Raw genomic sequence first — 14,624 nt, 5'->3', positions numbered from 1 at the left:
CTACCGATGCAGGCGGCGGGCGCAGCGGCCGTCGTGGTCGGCGTGCAGCAGGCAACGCCGGCCGCCGGGCAGCGGCAGGTCGCAGAAGACCCGATGGCGTACGCCCTGGGCGTCCTCGGCCGAGACGGTGGTCTCGGCCGGGTCGGCCCACGGCATGATCAGTGTCCAGCGGCCGATCACCCGGGCCAACCGCTGCGCGGTGGGCAGGTCGGCGGCGACCACGGGCAGGTGGATGACGTACCGCCGGCTCACCGGTCGTAGCCCCGAGCCCGGGCCTGCGCGGACTGCCAGTCGCGCAGTGCGCCCTTGACTCGGGCGGTCTCGCGGCGACTCTCGGCGAGCGCGTCGCGCAGGGCGCCCAGGTCACCGGCGACGCGGTCCAGGAACGCATACACCTCGTCAGCCGCCAGGCCACGCCGCCCGAGCCGGGCGCGACGGAATCGGCGCCCACGCACCTGCCAGGGCAACAGACCGGCGTACTCGGCGGAGCGATAGGTCGCCCCACCAGCCGGAAAGGGTCGCTGATTCGGCATGTCGCCTGCCTTTCCACGTCTTGGATGGAGTGGGTCGCCCACCCACCCCGGCGGGCGACCCACCCCGCCCTGACACCGCAGCTTCACTGCGCAGTACGGCACCAGGGCTGGTCAACGGGGGATGTGCGCTGCGGCGGCCGTCCGGGGGGATCGTCCGGCCGCCGCGCTGTGGTCATCCTGCGACACTCCGCAATTGGTTCGCAACGTTCCAAGGCTGGATTTCGCGCTTATGCATTGACTTTCTTTGTCGGAACCCCTATGAGTTACAGAGACGGGTGACGCAGTGTTGCGTACCGGAACCAGGGAGTGTGCGAATGCCCGAGGACATCGGATCAACCGTGCCGCGCCGCCAGCTCGGCCGACTGCTGCGCCAGTACCGCAACGAGGCCGGGGTGACCCTCGACGCCGCCGCCGAGGCGCTGGAGTACAGCCGGCAGAAGATCTGGCGCCTCGAATGCGGCATGGGGTCAGTCCGGATCCTCGACGTCAAGGCCATGTGCGAGCTGTACGGCGTGTCGCCGGAGATGACCGACGCGATGCGCGGGCTGGCCGCCGAGACGAAGTCCAAGGGCTGGTGGCACGCGTACGGCGACGCGGTGCCGAGCTGGTTCGAGCTGTACGTCGGCCTGGAATCCGCCGCCGCCCACCTGCGCCGCTACGACGAATCCCTGGTTCCCGGCATCCTCCAGACGCGCGACTATGCGCTCGGGCTCTACCGTCCTGGCAGCCGGTTGAACGCCGAAGAACGCGAGCGAGCCGTGGATCTTCGCTTGCAACGACAGGCCCTACTCAAGCGCCGGCTGCCGCAGCCGCCACGGCTGGACGCGGTGCTCTCCGAGGCAGTGCTTCGCCGCATGGTCGTCAGCCGCGAGGTGATGGGTGGACAACTCAATCACCTGCTCGATGTCTCGGAGCTACCGAACGTCTCCGTGCGGGTGGCTCCGCTGGCAGCCGGACCGCACCCCGGAGCAGTGGCCGGCTCGTTCGTGATCCTGGACTTCCCGGCGACCAACAACGGCCGGACTCTTCCCGAACCGTCGGTCGTCTACAGCGAGTCGCTCACCGGGGCGCTCTACCTCGACAAGCCTGATGAACTTCGGGCCTATGAGGACACCTGGAAAGGTCTGGTAGACCTCACCCTCGGCGAGGCAGAATCGAAGGACATGATCAAGAGGCTCATCGGGGAGATGCGGCATGACTGACCTGACCGGCGCCGTATGGCGCAAGAGCACCCGCAGCGGCGACAACGGCGGCGACTGCGTCGAGGTGGCCGACAACCTCCCCGGCCTCGTCGCCGTACGCGACTCCAAGAACCCGGCCGGGCCCGCCCTCACCTTCTCCCCCGCCGCCTGGAACGCCTTCGTCCGTACGTCCCGGAAGGCATCCTGATTCCGCCCCGAGCGACGAGTAGCGCGGGGCACCCGCCCGAAGCATTGCATCGTCGATGCCCTATCTCGATGCACTACCGGATACGACGTGCGAAGCGGTCGGTGACGTCTCGGCCGCCCGTCAGGACCTCTGCGAGGCAGATACCAGTGTTGGCCCGTACCACCTCTGTGCCAGCCCCGAACGAGGTCGGCATTCGCCGGGTACGCCAGAACCTGAGTGGTACCGCCGCCTCCCGTTTCTGCCGCTTCAGAATTGCCTCGGCGATGATGACATCAGCATGACGACCCTCGACAACCTCCACCACCTCCGCCCCCGCCAGCAGATGCTGCCGCACCCGGTGCGCGCCGCCGACGCCGAACTTCAGCAACCCGCGATGCCGCACTAGGTATAGCAGGTAGGAGGTGTCCCGCAGGGCAGCGAACGATCGGTCCCCCGGCTCCGGTGGGCACTCTGGACAGCTCTGTCCACGAATACGCTGCCATGCGCCACAGCCGGCATGGACGCCCCAAGTTCCGTGGGAGGAGGTGCCTCGCCGTCCGCCGAACCATGGGAGGCCGTGCACATCTCCGGTTACATCGGTCCAGCCGTCACGGCGACACCGATCAAGCTCTTCGCCGAGCGCGATCGCCGCCTGGAACTCGGCAGCGACCCGGACGGAAATGACCTCCGCCGCGTTGAGGTCAGACAGCCGGCGAACCTGGTCCGCGAGGGCAGTTTCGTACAGGAGCCGGGACAACAACTGCTCACCGGCCGCGAGGGCCGGGCCGGCCGTCCGCTCGTCCAAGCAGACGTGGCACCGGGTCCGCCAGCCCTTCCGGCAGACGCGCTGAGAACCGCAGGCACGACACTGGTGGATGTCGACGGCTCCCCCCGACAGCACTTCGAGCGGTTCCATCTGGTTTTCGACCAGGGCAGCACATGGGTGGCAGTGCACGAACCAGGCGACGTCGGGGCCACGATGCCGCGAGTTGGCCCGACCGTGGACGGCCTGGCCGCAGTTGACACAGGCGCGTTCGATGGGCAGGTCATTGGTTCCCGCCCTCTTGTTGGCTCGCACCGGCTTCGTTACTTACTCGGGGTGCGACAAGTCCGGGTGACTGTCTGGGCGGCCCCGGCCGACACGGCCTGCGGCGTGCCGCCTCGACCACCCTTCTCCCAGGACACCTTGCTGTAGTCGTCCCAGCGTTCGTCGAGTTCAGCCGGGTCAACCTGGTCATCTGGCGTGACGGTGAAATCACAATCGATCGCCTTTAACTGCATCCAGATGGCATTGACGATGTCGGCGTACTGCTCGGGCTCAACACGTCCTCTGAGCTGAACGGTGATCTCTCGCATCTCGATCCTCCTCCGAAGCGGCCTTGTCGATCTGTAGGGGGGCGACGGTATGGGTCCAGACAAGTGTGGGCTCGTCGTCAAGCGTTCCTGTTACGTGCGGTCGGCCGTGAGAGCATGCCTCGGTGAAAGACCTGACCGAGCGGGTACGTGCCTTCGCCGACGAACGGGACTGGCAGCAGTTCCACACGCCCAAGAACCTCGCCATGGCCCTCGCGGGCGAGGTCGGCGAGTTGCTGGCCGAGTTCCAGTGGCTCACCCCTGAGCAGGCGAGCGTGGTCATGGCCGACGCCGAGGCGGGTGCCCGCGTACGCGCGGAGATCGGCGACGTGATGATCTACCTGACGCGACTCGCGGACGTCCTCGACATCGACCTGGAGGACGCCGCCCGGGACAAGCTCACCGAGGTCGCCACCCGCTATCCCGTCAGCGAGGCGAAGGGTTCGGCGGCCAAGCGGTAGCGGTGCGTGCGGAGAAATGATCTCTCCGCTAAAGTCCGGCGCGTACAGGCGCGTAACGACGGGCTTCCGGCGGCGACCGGACACGCCCCCCATGCGCACGATCATTTCGTGCTGCCCGGGGGCAAGTGTTGTCAACGTTCCGCACCTCCGCCGAGGGGCTTCTCCGTCACGCCGCCAACGGCGATCTCGCCGATCGCATCATCGACCAGATCGGCCGTAGGGTGAGCGCAGCCGAACGCAGATCCTGGGAGCGGAGCCTGCCGGTGCTCGGTCAGGATCTGGTCGATGCCGGACTCGGCCAGGTCGAGATGCTCGTCGAGTACCAACTCCCACTGACCAGCAAGCGCGTCGACGTGGTCCTGGCCGGCACGCACCCACAGACCGACGAAGACTCCTACGTGGTGGTGGAACTCAAGCAGTGGTCGCGGGCGGAGTCCTTCGAGGGGTCCGACCGGCTGGTGCTCGTCGAGCACGTCCACAAGCCGCGTGTGCATCCGGGTGTGCAGGTCGGTGGCTACTGCGAGTACCTCGGCGACTTCCTCGGCGTGCTCTCCGGCAGACGCAACCCGATCGCGGGTGCCGCGTACCTGCACAACGCCGTCGACCGGGACGTGGAGGAGCTGTTCCGCCTCAGGCCCACCGAGCAGAGCCGGATCTTCACCAGGCAGCGGCGCGGCCAGTTCCTCGACTACCTGCGTAATCACCTGGCCCCCACGTCGGGCGCGGCCGCCGCCGACCGGTTCCTCACCAGCGCCGTCCGACCGAGCAAGCACCTGTTGTCGTACGCGGCAGCCGAGTTGAAGCAGCGGTCGCACTTCCCGTTGATCGACAAGCAGCGTCTGGCGTACGAGTTGGTGCTGCACGCCGTGGAACGATCCCGTGCCGGGGACCACAAGTCGGTCGTGGTGGTGTCGGGCGGTCCCGGCAGCGGGAAGAGCGTGATCGCCCTGTCGGTCCTGGGTGAGCTGGCCCGCCAGAGCCGGTCGGTCATGCACGCCACCGGTTCCCGGTCGTTCACCCAGACCCTGCGCAAGTACGCCGGCAAGGGCTCCTCGCGACTGAAGAACCTGTTCGGCTACTTCAACAGCTTCATGACCGCCGAGCGCAACGGGCTCGACGTCCTGATCTGCGACGAGGCACACCGCATCCGGGAGACGTCGGTCAACCGGTTCACGCCCAAGGCCAAGCGGGACAAGGCACGCCCCCAGATCGACGAGCTGATCGCGGCGGCACGGGTGCCGGTCTTCCTGCTCGACGAGCACCAGGTGGTCAAGCCGGGCGAGTTGGGCAACGTCGAGGTCATCTCCGCGTACGCCGCGCAACTCGACCTGCACGTCGAGGTCGTTCGGCTGCACGACCAGTTTCGGTGCGGCGGCAGCGACGCGTACGAGCAGTGGGTCCTCGACCTGCTCGGCCTCGACGGCGGAGCGCCCACGGTCTGGACCGGTGACGGCCGGTTCGACCTGCGGCTGGCGGAGTCACCCGAGGAGATGGAGGCGTTCCTGTCCGGCCACCAGGCCGCCGGGGAGACCGCCCGCATGTCGGCGGGCTACTGCTGGCCGTGGAGCGACCCGCGCCCGGACGACTCCCTGGTGGCGGACGTGCAGATCGGAGGCTGGGCGCGGCCGTGGAACGTCAAGAGCGACCGCAGTGTAGGCGAGGCACCTGGTAGCGCGTTCTGGGCCACCGATCCGAACGGATTCGGCCAGGTGGGTTGCGTCTACACGGCGCAGGGCTTCGAGTACGCGTGGTCGGGCGTCATCCTCGGGCCGGATCTGGTCGCTCGGGACGGCCGCCTGGTCACCGATCGGGTGGAGTCGAAGGACCCGGCGTTCCGCAGCCGCAAGGCGCTCACCGACGACGAGGCAGACCGGCTGATCCGCAACACCTACAAGGTGCTCATGACGCGCGGCATGAAGGGCACCGTCTTGTACTCCACCGACCCGGAGACCCGCGACTACCTGGCCTCGCTGATCCAGATCCAACGTCCGGTGGAGACGACGTACGAATCCGACGAGATCGACGCGGCCAGCGGCGGTTCAGGGGGTCTGGCTGAATCTCCGAGGTAGCGGCTGACGTCGGCCCGGTCAGGCGGGCCGACGTCGTCGACCAGCGCCCGTACGCCGAGGGCTCGGGCCAGCGTGACCGCCAGTTCCCGTTCGGTCTGACCGATAGGGTCGGCCAGTTCGGTGTCACCGGTCAGGATCCAGCCGAAGCCCTCGTCCCCGTCGGGTGGGGTCAGCATGGCGACCGGACGAGGTCATCCGCCGTGCGGTCCTCGGTCCGATCGATGTGGAGTGTGTGGCCTGGATTTCGACAGCACGAACGGGTCAGCTCGACAGCAACCGACGCGGACACGGTGGCATGGGCGCGCGACCGAGGCCACTGCCGGTGCCCCCGACAGAGACAGCACCGGCAGAGTTGGCACCGGCCGCTGCGTGACCGCCCACGACCGCTCACCCGGCCGGGACGCGGGTGCGTTGGGTCCACACGACACAGACCAGCACGACCAGCGCGGCGAGGATCGACGCTGCGCTCACGGTCTCGGCGAGCAGCAGTGCGGACCAGAGCAACGTCAGCACCGGCTGGGCGAGTTGGATCTGGCCGACCTGGGCGATGCCGCCCCGGGCCAGTCCGGCGTACCAGGCGAAGAAGCCCAGGAACATGGAGACGGTGGTCAGGTAGCCGAAGGCCGACCAGGCGGCGGCGTCGGCCGTGGGCGGATGGGTCACGGCGGCGACGGCGGTGACGGACAGGGTGACCGGCAGCGCGAGCAGCAGGGCCCAGCAGATGGTCCGGGCGCCGCCGAGTTCGCGGGCGAGCGCGCCGCCTTCGGCGTAGCCGAGGCCGCAGAGGACGACGGCGGCCAGCAGATAGAGGTCGGCCAGGGACAGGGCGCCGTGCACGGTGCCGGTGGCGACGAGGAAGGCGAGGACGGCGAGCAGTCCGGCGGCACCGGCGAGCCAGAAGCGCCTCGGTGGGCGTTCACCGGCGCGCAGCACCGCGAACACGGCGGTCATCGCGGGCAGCACGGTGACGACGACGGCACCGTGGGCGGCGGTCTGGGTGGTCAGGGCCAGCGAGGTGAACAGCGGGAACCCGACGACCACGCCGAGGGCGACGGTCGCCAGGCGTCGCCACTGGCGGCGGGTGGGTGGTGGGGCGGCGGTGAGTCGCAGGTACGCCCCGGCGAGCAGCGCGGCACCGACGGCCCGGCCGAAGGCGACGAACCACGGGTCGAGGTGCTGCACGGCGACGCGGGTCGCGGGCAGTGACAGGGAGAAGGCGAGGACGCCGAGCGCGCCGAGGGCGAGGCCGAGCGGCCGGTCCACCGTTATCGCCGTGCGGACAGTACCGCTACTCTGTGCTCTCATGGATCACGATAACGCATCCGCTCGCGTTGTCCTGGACCTGCGGCGGCTGGTGGCGACCGCAGAGCCCGGCGCACGGCTGCCGTCGGTGCGCGAGCTGACCGCCCGGCACCGCGCGTCGCCGGTCACCGTCGCCGAGGCCATCCGGCAGCTGGTGGGCGAAGGGCTGATCGAGGCGCGGTCCGGCCGAGGCACCTTCGTGGCCGCCCGACCGGACGAGCCACCGACACCCGACCTGTCCTGGCAGACGGTGGCGCTCGGCCCTCGCCCGGCCGGTGAGGAGGAGTTGCAAGCGTTACTGGCGTTACCGCCGGATGGCGCGATCCCGTTGTCCGGTGGGTACCTGGGCGCGGAGTTGCAGCCAGCCGCCGCGCTCGGTGCCGCGCTCGCGCGGGCCGCCCGGCAGCCCGCCGCGTGGCAGCGCGGTCCGACCGAGGGGCGGGCGGACCTGCGGGCCTGGTTCGCCCGCGAGGCGGGCACCGGGTTGCGCGCCGAGGACATGGTGATCTGTCCGGGCGGGCAGGCCGCGTTGTCGACGGCGTTGCGGGCGCTCGCCGCGCCCGGCGACACCCTGCTGGTCGAGTCGCCGACCTACCTGGGTGCGCTGGCCGCCGCGCGGGCCGCCGGGCTGCGGGTGGTGCCGGTGCCCGCCGACACCGAGGGCGTACGCACCGACCAGCTCGCCGCCGCCTTCGCCCGGACCGGCGCGCGGCTGTTCTACTGCCAGCCACTGCACGCCAACCCGCACGGTGCCACGTTGGCGGCCGACCGGCGAACCTCGGTCGCCGAGGCGGTACGGGACGCGGGAGCATTCCTGATCGAGGACGACTACGCCCGTGATCTCACGCTCGACGGGGTGGCCCCGGCACCGTTGGCCGCCGACGACCCGCACGGGCACGTCGTCTATCTGCGGTCGCTGACCAAGTCGGCCGCTCCCGGTCTGCGGGTCGCGGCGATCGGCGCACGGGGTCCGGCCGGTGCCCGACTGCGCGCGGCCCGACTACTCGACGACTTCTTCGTCGCCGGGCCGTTGCAGCAGGCCACCATCGAGGTCGTCACCGCACCGGCCTGGGCGCGACACCGCCGGACGCTGCGGACCGCGTTGCGTACCCGTCGCGAAGCGCTGCTGGCCGCGCTGCGTCGGCACCTGCCGGACCTGGCCGGGCAGCCCGTGCCGCGCGGCGGTCTGCACCTCTGGGTACGTCTGCCCGACGGCACCGACGACGTGGCGCTGGCCGCGACCGCCGCCGCCGAAGGGGTCGTCGTCTTCCCCGGACGCCCCTGGTACGCGGCGGAACCACCGGCGCCGCACCTGCGCCTCACCTACGCCGCCGCCCCGCCCGAGGTGATGGACGAGGCCGTCCGCCGACTCGCTCGGGCGCTGCGCGCGGTGGCGTGACCACCCTCCCGCATCGTGTCGTACCGCTCGACGAGAATCGTGCGATGGCCACCTCCGCACCCCTGTCCGAGTCGTTGCACAGTCCCTCGTTCTGGGCTCGTTACACCTTCGCCCACGCGGACGGCGCGGGCGCCGACCGGCTCGGCGACCTGCTCGACGACGACCTCGATGACGAACCTGACGACGAGGACGACGACAGCCCGGACGCGGAGTTCGAGGTGGGCGACGGATGTCGCCTGCTGCTGACCGCCGACGTCGGGATCGACTTCCACAGTCTGGAGATCGTCGTGCCGGGCTCGGCCAAGCCGGCCGAGCTGGGCTGGGACGATCTGGCGCACTGGCACCCGTACGCGCTGCGCTGGTCGGAACTCGACCTGATCTGCCGGGCGATCGCCGCCCTCGATCCGGGCCACTCGCATCCCGGGGCACCGCTGGCGCTGCTCTGCCGGTATGCCGCGGTCTTCGCCGACGACGACGTGGACGCGGCGGTGGCGGCGGTGGAGGCGGCGTACACCTCGTTGCGGCCGCCGGGGTGGGACGGCTACTGGCCGCGTGGGACGGACTGGCTCCAGGGTGCGGACTTCCGTGGTCAGCACGTGCTCTGGCAGAGCGACGAGGCCGGCAATCGGTGGGCCGTCCAGGAGGACGGGCAGAAGCGCGACTTCTACAGCACCCGTGGGGCCCCGGCAACCGGTGGGTTTCCGCACGCCGAGCTGCGGACCCTGCTCGCCGCCGCCGCTGCCACGGTGGCGGCACGCTGACTGCTCCCCGTCCGGCCGTGGCCGCCGGCAACGGGGTGGTCACAGACGGCCGCTACCATCGCCGGATGGATCTTCGCGGAACGATCAGCCCGGACCGTCCGTTGCTCGTCCTGGCCATCGCCGAGGAGGCCGTCTACCTCGATGCGCGCCTGCCGGTGCTGCTCACCGGGATGGGGAAGGTGAACGCGGCGGTCGCGGTGGCGGCGACGCTGGCCCGTGGCCCGCTGCCGTCGGCGGTAGTCAACCTCGGAACGGCCGGTGCGTTGCACCCCGACTGGACAGGCACCCACCAGGTCGGCAGTGTGCTCCAGCACGACCTGGACACGGAGTTCCTCCGCGGGTTGACCGGGCAGAGCGTCGGGGCGCCGCTGGCGCTGGGCGGCGACGGGCCGGTGCTGGCGACCGGCGACCGGTTCATCGCCGACGACGAGGCGCGCGCCGAACTGGCCGCACGCGCCCAGTTGGTGGACATGGAGGGCTACGCGGTGGCCTCGACGGCGCTGCGGTTCGGCGTCCCGGTGCGGCTGGTCAAGCAGGTCAGTGACGAGGCCGGTGCCGGGGCGGACCGGAGCTGGAAGGAGTCGGTGGACGAGTGCGCGCGGCTGCTCGCCGGCTGGGTCCGGGACCACCTCTGACCGTGTCCCGGACCGTGCCGTGCGATCCTGCCCCGGCCCCTATCGTCGCTCCGATCGGGACGAGGTCGTCGACGGGTCGGCCGACGGCTCCTCGTCGGCCGGCCGCGTCTCCTGGTCCTGCTCGGAGTAGCGCCACATCGATCGGGTCTTACCGGTCCGGCGGACGCCCGCCGGCCACGAGCGTGCCAGCACCGCGAGCACGAGCAGCACCATCACGTTGAGGGCGAGCACCGCGCTGGTGAGCGGATCGGGCGGGGCACCGTGCTGGTGACCGGACGAGGGCGCCACCGGTGGTGCGCCCGGCTCGCCCTGACGCAGCGCCAGCGCCACCCCGACGGTGCCGATCAGCGCGCCCGCCGCGAGGCCCCACCGCCGGTGGCGCGATCTCATGAGACGCCGGCGCCGGTGAGTTCGCGGGGTGCGCAGGTGCAGTTCATCTCGTCCGCCTCGTCCGGCCCGGGGCGGCGGTGCAGGAACATGGCGACGACCATCGGCAGGAAGACGATGCCGTTGTAGAACAGATGCAGCTCGACCCGGGGCACGATGAGCTGGGCGATGCTCACCGGCCCGGCCTGGCCGAAGAACGTGGTGCCGGACTGCACCTGGATGAGCAACAGCAGGTGTTCGAAGTGGTGCCAGACCTGGATGCCCAGGGCGACGGTCCACCAGGTCTTCGCCGTACCGGTAAAGCCGGGGCGCAGCGCGATGAACCCGGCCAGCATGATCAGCGCGTAGGCGTAGTGCATCCACTCCTCCGTGACCAGCCACGGGAACGGCATCCCGAGGACGCCACGGGACTCGGCAGGGGTCCATCCCAGGCCCCAGATCTGGAACGCCTGGACGAGATGCTCGGCCCAGTGCGCGACCACGATGACGAGGAAGAGCAGCAGCGCCGGACGGTGGTACTGGGAGTTGAGCCGATTCATCGGAGTCCTCACTTCACGGGTTCTCGGAGGTCGGGGGTGGTTGACGAACGGGCGACGCCAGGTGGACGAGATGACGACCCATCACCGTCGATGGGTGATTCCCGGTTCTCGAAACCGATATGGATGGTGCCCCGATCCGCGCTTCCGAAATGGTGATCCGATGCCGGATCATACGAATCTCGGCGACGTAAAGCGCCTTGACACGACCTGTGTCCTGATCCCTGGCACCATCGACTCCCTTCAGTGGAGGGTGCCGTATCGAGCCTCTGAGATTTAGCAACTTGCGCGGCCGAAAGCAAGGGGCGATCGGCTGCGGGCAAACGAAGTGATGCCTCCGTCGCGTACTGGCCGGCACGCGACGCCGGACGAGCGCCGCCCCCTCGCCTGACCGGACACGGAGGCGGTTCGCCGCTGCGGACAAGGTACTCGACAGTGCGGGGTGTCGTCTTCGCAAACGATCGTTCAGCGCTTGCATCTGCTGTGTTTCCCCTGGTCAGAGGGGCTGAATTTTGGTTGACGATAGTCGCATCTCGATGCTCAGGAGGCTCCGTCCCACTTGCGCCGGCCGTCTCACCTGTGGGATAACCACCAGTGTGGAAGTTCCGCCGAAGGACGGCGGCACCCACAGTGGACGGTCCCGTCAAGGTTGATTGTCATGGCTGCGGTGGTCGCTTTTCGCGTCCAGGACGCCACCGTTGTCTTCCGCTCAAGCGAACGCGACGCCAGCAGTTCCTCCGGTTTCTCGCTGCAGGTGGGCTGGCACTTGAGAACTGGGAGTGCGATGCCGATAGGTTTCCAGGGACGACCGATGTACCAAGCGGCGCTTGTCGCGGTTCCTCTCGTCGCGATAACGCTGGGATTCGTCGTCCCGTCCGCCCCGAGTTCGGCGAGCGCCGAACCCTTTGCCCTCAGTGTCACTCCTATTGCGCCGGCGGTGGATCCGCTCCGGATGGTCCGCCAGGTCAATGCCTCCGTCGACCACATCGCGCCGTGGATCAGCTCGGTCGGCGCCGGCGCCGCCGTCGCCGATCTCGACGGTGACGCGTACGCCAACGAGGTCTGTCTGGTCGACCCACGATCGGATTCCGTCAGCGTGCACCAGATCGACCGGACCACGAAGACCAGCAGCCCCGTGGTGACGCTGCTCGACCAGGACGGGATCGCACCGGGCCCCGCCGGACAGCGACTCGCCTACGACAAGGACACCCAGGCCCCGATGGGCTGTCGACTCGCCGACCTCGACGGGAACGGCTGGACGGACGCCCTGGTCTATTTCTGGGGACGCGGACCGGTCGCCTATCTGAACTCCGGCGGCATGACGTTCGCGCCGCACGAGGTGCTCCACGGGGGCGCCGACCTCGACTGGTACACGAACACCGCGGTCTTCAGCGACCTCAACGGTGACGGCGTCCTGGACATCTTCATCGGCAACTACTTCGCCGACGGGGCGCAACTCCTCGACACCGGGTCGCCGAAGAGAGTCGACATGAACGACTCACTGTCCCGCGCGATGAACGGCGGGAAGAACTATGTGCTGCTCGGCCGGGGCGGATTCCCCGCCGTCTCGTACGAGCTCGTCGCGGACGCCTTCTCCGACGATCACTCGCGGGGCTGGACGTTGGCGGTGGCCGCCGCCGACATGAACGGCGACGCGCTACCGGAGCTGTACGTCGCGAACGACTTCGGCCCCGACCGCTTCTTCGTCAACCGGTCGGTCGACGGCAGGCTGGCGTTCGAGAACGTCGACGGCGGCAACAAGGGACTGCTCAACCCACGGTCGACGATGATCGGCCGGGATTCCTTCAAGGGCATGGGCGTCACGATCGCCGACGTCGACCGCGACAACGAGTACGACGTCTACGTCAGCAACATCACCCACGAGTACGGCCTGTTCGAGAGCCAACTGCTCTTCCTCGGCGACGGCGTGAAGAACGACGGCGTACCCACCTTCCGGCCGGGAGCCGAAGCCCTCGGGCTCGCCCGCACCGCCTTCTCCTGGGACAACAAGATCGGTGACCTCGACAACGACGGACGGGTCGAGCTGCTGCAGGCGACCGGCTTCGTGCGCGGCCCGGTGAACCGGTGGCCGGAGATCCAGGAACTCGCACTCTCCAACGACACGTTGATCGCCAACCCCCGCGCCTGGCCCGACCTGAGGGACGCGGACATCAGCGGTGCGGCACCTCGGGTCGTCATGACACCGACAGACGACGGCCGGTACGCGAACGTCGCGGAATCCTCCGGCCTTGACGATGGGGGCGTGATGCGGGGCATCGCACTGGCCGACATCGACGGCGACGGCGACCTGGACTGGATCGAGGCGAACCAGTGGGCGGACGCCCGGCTGGTCGTGAACGACTGCGACGGCTGCGACGGGTTCATCGGCCTGCGGATCCTGCGGAGCACCGAGAGCACCTCGACGGGTACGCCGCAGGTGCTCGCGGGTCTCCGGGCCACGCACGAGGTGCGGGGCGCGGCCGCCATGGGCGCCACGGCCACCGTCACCACCCCCAGTGGCACGTCGTTCCGCTCCTACGTCGACGGCGGCAACGGGCACAGCGGGCAGAGCAGCACCGATGTCCACTTCGGCCTCGGCGACGACGCGGGTGAAACGAACACCGTGGCACTGACCTGGCGAGACGCCACCGGGACGGTCCAGAACGCCGAGGTGCGGGTGGGCCGCGGCTGGCACACGGTGGTGCTGCCATGACCGGGACCTTGACGCTCCCCACTCCGACGGCGCCACCCCGTACCCGGCTTCGGGACCTGCCCGCGAAGATGCGGCCCACCGACCCGGCGAAGCTGCGGCTCGCGGCGCTGCGTCGGTTCGCCGTCGCGATCATGGTCCTCAACATCGTCGGCCATCTGTTCCTCGGCTTCGAGCAGACCATCGCGCAGATGATCCTCGTGGTCCTGATGTGCTACCTGACCGAGATCGCGCTCGAAACGCTCGTGGCCAGGCGGGACGCGCGGCGGCCGGCGTACCTGGCGCGTACCGAGGCGCCCACCCGACGCGAGCGCGTCCTGTCGCTGGTGAACTTCCTCCTGCCGGCGCACATCAGCGGATTCGCGCTGGCGATGCTGCTGTTCATCAGCGACCGTCTCGACCTGTTCGTCGTCGCCGCGGTCGTCACGATCAGCAGCAAGTACATCTTCCGGGTCCGGACCGGGCGGGGCGACAAGCACTTCTTCAACCCCTCGAACTTCGGCATCACGGTGATGCTGGTGCTGTACGCGAGCACCGTCAGCATCGCGCCGCCGTACCAGTTCACCGAGAACCTCGGTCACTTCGGCGACATCGCACTCCCCGCCTTCCTCGCCTGCCTGGGCCTGTTCATCAACTTCATCTTCACCGGCAAGCTCCCGCTGATCTTCGCCTGGATCGGCGGCTTCACCGTCCAGGCGGCGCTGCGCGCGGTGTTCACCGACGACACCTCCTTCCCCGCCGCGATGTCCCCGCTCACCGGGATGGCGCTGCTGCTCTTCACGCTTTACATGATCACCGACCCTGGTACGACGCCGAGATCCACGTCCGGTCAGATCACGTTCGGCCTCTCGGTCGCCGCGGTCTACGGCGTGCTGATGCTCTTCCATGTGGCCTTCGGCGTCTTCTTCGCGCTCACGATCGTCAGTGCCTGCCGCGGAGCCGGTCTGTGGATCACAGCGCGGCGTGCGTCCCGTACCGCATCCACCGAATCCCGCATCGATGGAAGCTCGCCGAAGATCGCCACGAACCACGCGACGTAGCGGGTCCCGAGTGCGTTCGTCGTCACCTGGTCCTGGCGTTCACGCGCTGGTGGGCGGGCCGAAAGGAGAA

General features: G+C 69.3%; 16 protein-coding genes. 9 read left to right on the top strand and 7 right to left on the bottom strand.

Features of this window, described 5'->3' with window-relative positions:
- Together ACZ31C_RS12965 and ACZ31C_RS12960 are read right to left on the bottom strand one after the other, a co-directional pair.
- Positions 1-252, bottom strand: coding sequence for a hypothetical protein (locus ACZ31C_RS12965; protein ID WP_465795417.1), 252 nt, complete (start codon positions 250-252; stop codon positions 1-3).
- Complete coding sequence (locus ACZ31C_RS12960; protein WP_465795416.1) at positions 249-533, bottom strand: DivIVA domain-containing protein; 285 nt, start codon at positions 531-533, stop codon at positions 249-251. Before ACZ31C_RS12960 ends, ACZ31C_RS12965 begins: the two co-directional genes overlap by 4 nt.
- A 314-nt stretch (positions 534-847) precedes the next feature.
- Between ACZ31C_RS12960 and ACZ31C_RS12955 the strand changes: the two genes are divergently transcribed.
- Together ACZ31C_RS12955 and ACZ31C_RS12950 are read left to right on the top strand one after the other, a co-directional pair.
- The gene (locus ACZ31C_RS12955; protein WP_465795415.1) at positions 848-1,735 is read left to right on the top strand and encodes a helix-turn-helix domain-containing protein; all 888 of its coding nucleotides are present in this window, start codon (positions 848-850) and stop codon (positions 1,733-1,735) included.
- Positions 1,728-1,922: a DUF397 domain-containing protein gene (locus ACZ31C_RS12950; protein WP_465795414.1), complete on the top strand. Its 195-nt coding sequence runs from the start codon at positions 1,728-1,730 to the stop codon at positions 1,920-1,922. The genes ACZ31C_RS12955 and ACZ31C_RS12950 overlap by 8 nt, the downstream gene beginning before the upstream one ends.
- Positions 1,923-1,995: 73 nt before the next feature.
- Here the strand turns inward: ACZ31C_RS12950 and ACZ31C_RS12945 are convergent, their stop codons facing one another.
- Positions 1,996-2,817, bottom strand: a complete 822-nt coding sequence (locus ACZ31C_RS12945) for a hypothetical protein (protein WP_465795413.1) — start codon at positions 2,815-2,817, stop codon at positions 1,996-1,998.
- Between the two features lie 170 nt (positions 2,818-2,987).
- Positions 2,988-3,257, bottom strand: a complete 270-nt coding sequence (locus tag ACZ31C_RS12940) for a hypothetical protein (RefSeq protein ID WP_465795412.1) — start codon at positions 3,255-3,257, stop codon at positions 2,988-2,990.
- 122 nt (positions 3,258-3,379) lie between these two features.
- On the opposite strand from ACZ31C_RS12940, the gene ACZ31C_RS12935 reads away from it, so the two are divergent.
- Together ACZ31C_RS12935 and ACZ31C_RS12930 are read left to right on the top strand one after the other, a co-directional pair.
- Positions 3,380-3,715: a nucleotide pyrophosphohydrolase gene (locus ACZ31C_RS12935; RefSeq protein WP_465795411.1), complete on the top strand. Its 336-nt coding sequence runs from the start codon at positions 3,380-3,382 to the stop codon at positions 3,713-3,715.
- 221 nt (positions 3,716-3,936) lie between these two features.
- The gene (locus tag ACZ31C_RS12930) at positions 3,937-5,784 is read left to right on the top strand and encodes a DNA/RNA helicase domain-containing protein (RefSeq protein WP_465795410.1); all 1,848 of its coding nucleotides are present in this window, start codon (positions 3,937-3,939) and stop codon (positions 5,782-5,784) included.
- A gap of 387 nt (positions 5,785-6,171) precedes the next feature.
- On the opposite strand, the gene ACZ31C_RS12925 is transcribed toward ACZ31C_RS12930, so the two are convergent.
- Entirely contained in the window at positions 6,172-7,089 is a 918-nt protein-coding gene (locus ACZ31C_RS12925; RefSeq protein WP_465795409.1) for a DMT family transporter, read from the bottom strand.
- Here ACZ31C_RS12925 and ACZ31C_RS12920 point away from each other — a divergent pair.
- From ACZ31C_RS12920 to ACZ31C_RS12910, 3 genes are all read left to right on the top strand, one after another.
- Positions 7,088-8,485 carry an aminotransferase-like domain-containing protein gene (locus tag ACZ31C_RS12920; protein WP_465795408.1) on the top strand — a complete coding sequence of 466 codons (1,398 nt, stop codon included), beginning with the start codon at positions 7,088-7,090 and terminating at the stop codon, positions 8,483-8,485. The genes ACZ31C_RS12925 and ACZ31C_RS12920 overlap by 2 nt on opposite strands.
- Positions 8,486-8,529: 44 nt before the next feature.
- The gene (locus ACZ31C_RS12915; RefSeq protein ID WP_465795407.1) at positions 8,530-9,246 is read left to right on the top strand and encodes a hypothetical protein; all 717 of its coding nucleotides are present in this window, start codon (positions 8,530-8,532) and stop codon (positions 9,244-9,246) included.
- Positions 9,247-9,311: 65 nt separating this feature from the next.
- A complete protein-coding gene (locus ACZ31C_RS12910) occupies positions 9,312-9,881 on the top strand; it encodes a nucleosidase (RefSeq protein WP_465795406.1) in 570 nt (189 codons plus the stop codon).
- A gap of 39 nt (positions 9,882-9,920) precedes the next feature.
- On the opposite strand, the gene ACZ31C_RS12905 is transcribed toward ACZ31C_RS12910, so the two are convergent.
- Complete coding sequence (locus ACZ31C_RS12905; protein ID WP_465795405.1) at positions 9,921-10,271, bottom strand: hypothetical protein; 351 nt, start codon at positions 10,269-10,271, stop codon at positions 9,921-9,923.
- Positions 10,268-10,807: a hypothetical protein gene (locus ACZ31C_RS12900; RefSeq protein WP_465795404.1), complete on the bottom strand. Its 540-nt coding sequence runs from the start codon at positions 10,805-10,807 to the stop codon at positions 10,268-10,270. The genes ACZ31C_RS12905 and ACZ31C_RS12900 overlap by 4 nt, the downstream gene beginning before the upstream one ends.
- Positions 10,808-11,741: 934 nt before the next feature.
- On the opposite strand from ACZ31C_RS12900, the gene ACZ31C_RS12895 reads away from it, so the two are divergent.
- On the top strand, positions 11,742-13,517 hold the full coding sequence (locus ACZ31C_RS12895) for a CRTAC1 family protein (protein WP_465795403.1): 1,776 nt from the start codon (positions 11,742-11,744) through the stop codon (positions 13,515-13,517).
- The gene (locus ACZ31C_RS12890) at positions 13,514-14,554 is read left to right on the top strand and encodes an enediyne biosynthesis protein UnbU (RefSeq protein ID WP_465795402.1); all 1,041 of its coding nucleotides are present in this window, start codon (positions 13,514-13,516) and stop codon (positions 14,552-14,554) included. The genes ACZ31C_RS12895 and ACZ31C_RS12890 overlap by 4 nt, the downstream gene beginning before the upstream one ends.
- The last annotated feature ends 70 nt before the right edge of the window (positions 14,555-14,624 follow it).

The sequence above is a fragment of the Micromonospora sp. NPDC023869 genome (assembly GCF_055559695.1).
This window is presented reverse-complemented; position numbering and strand designations above follow the sequence as displayed.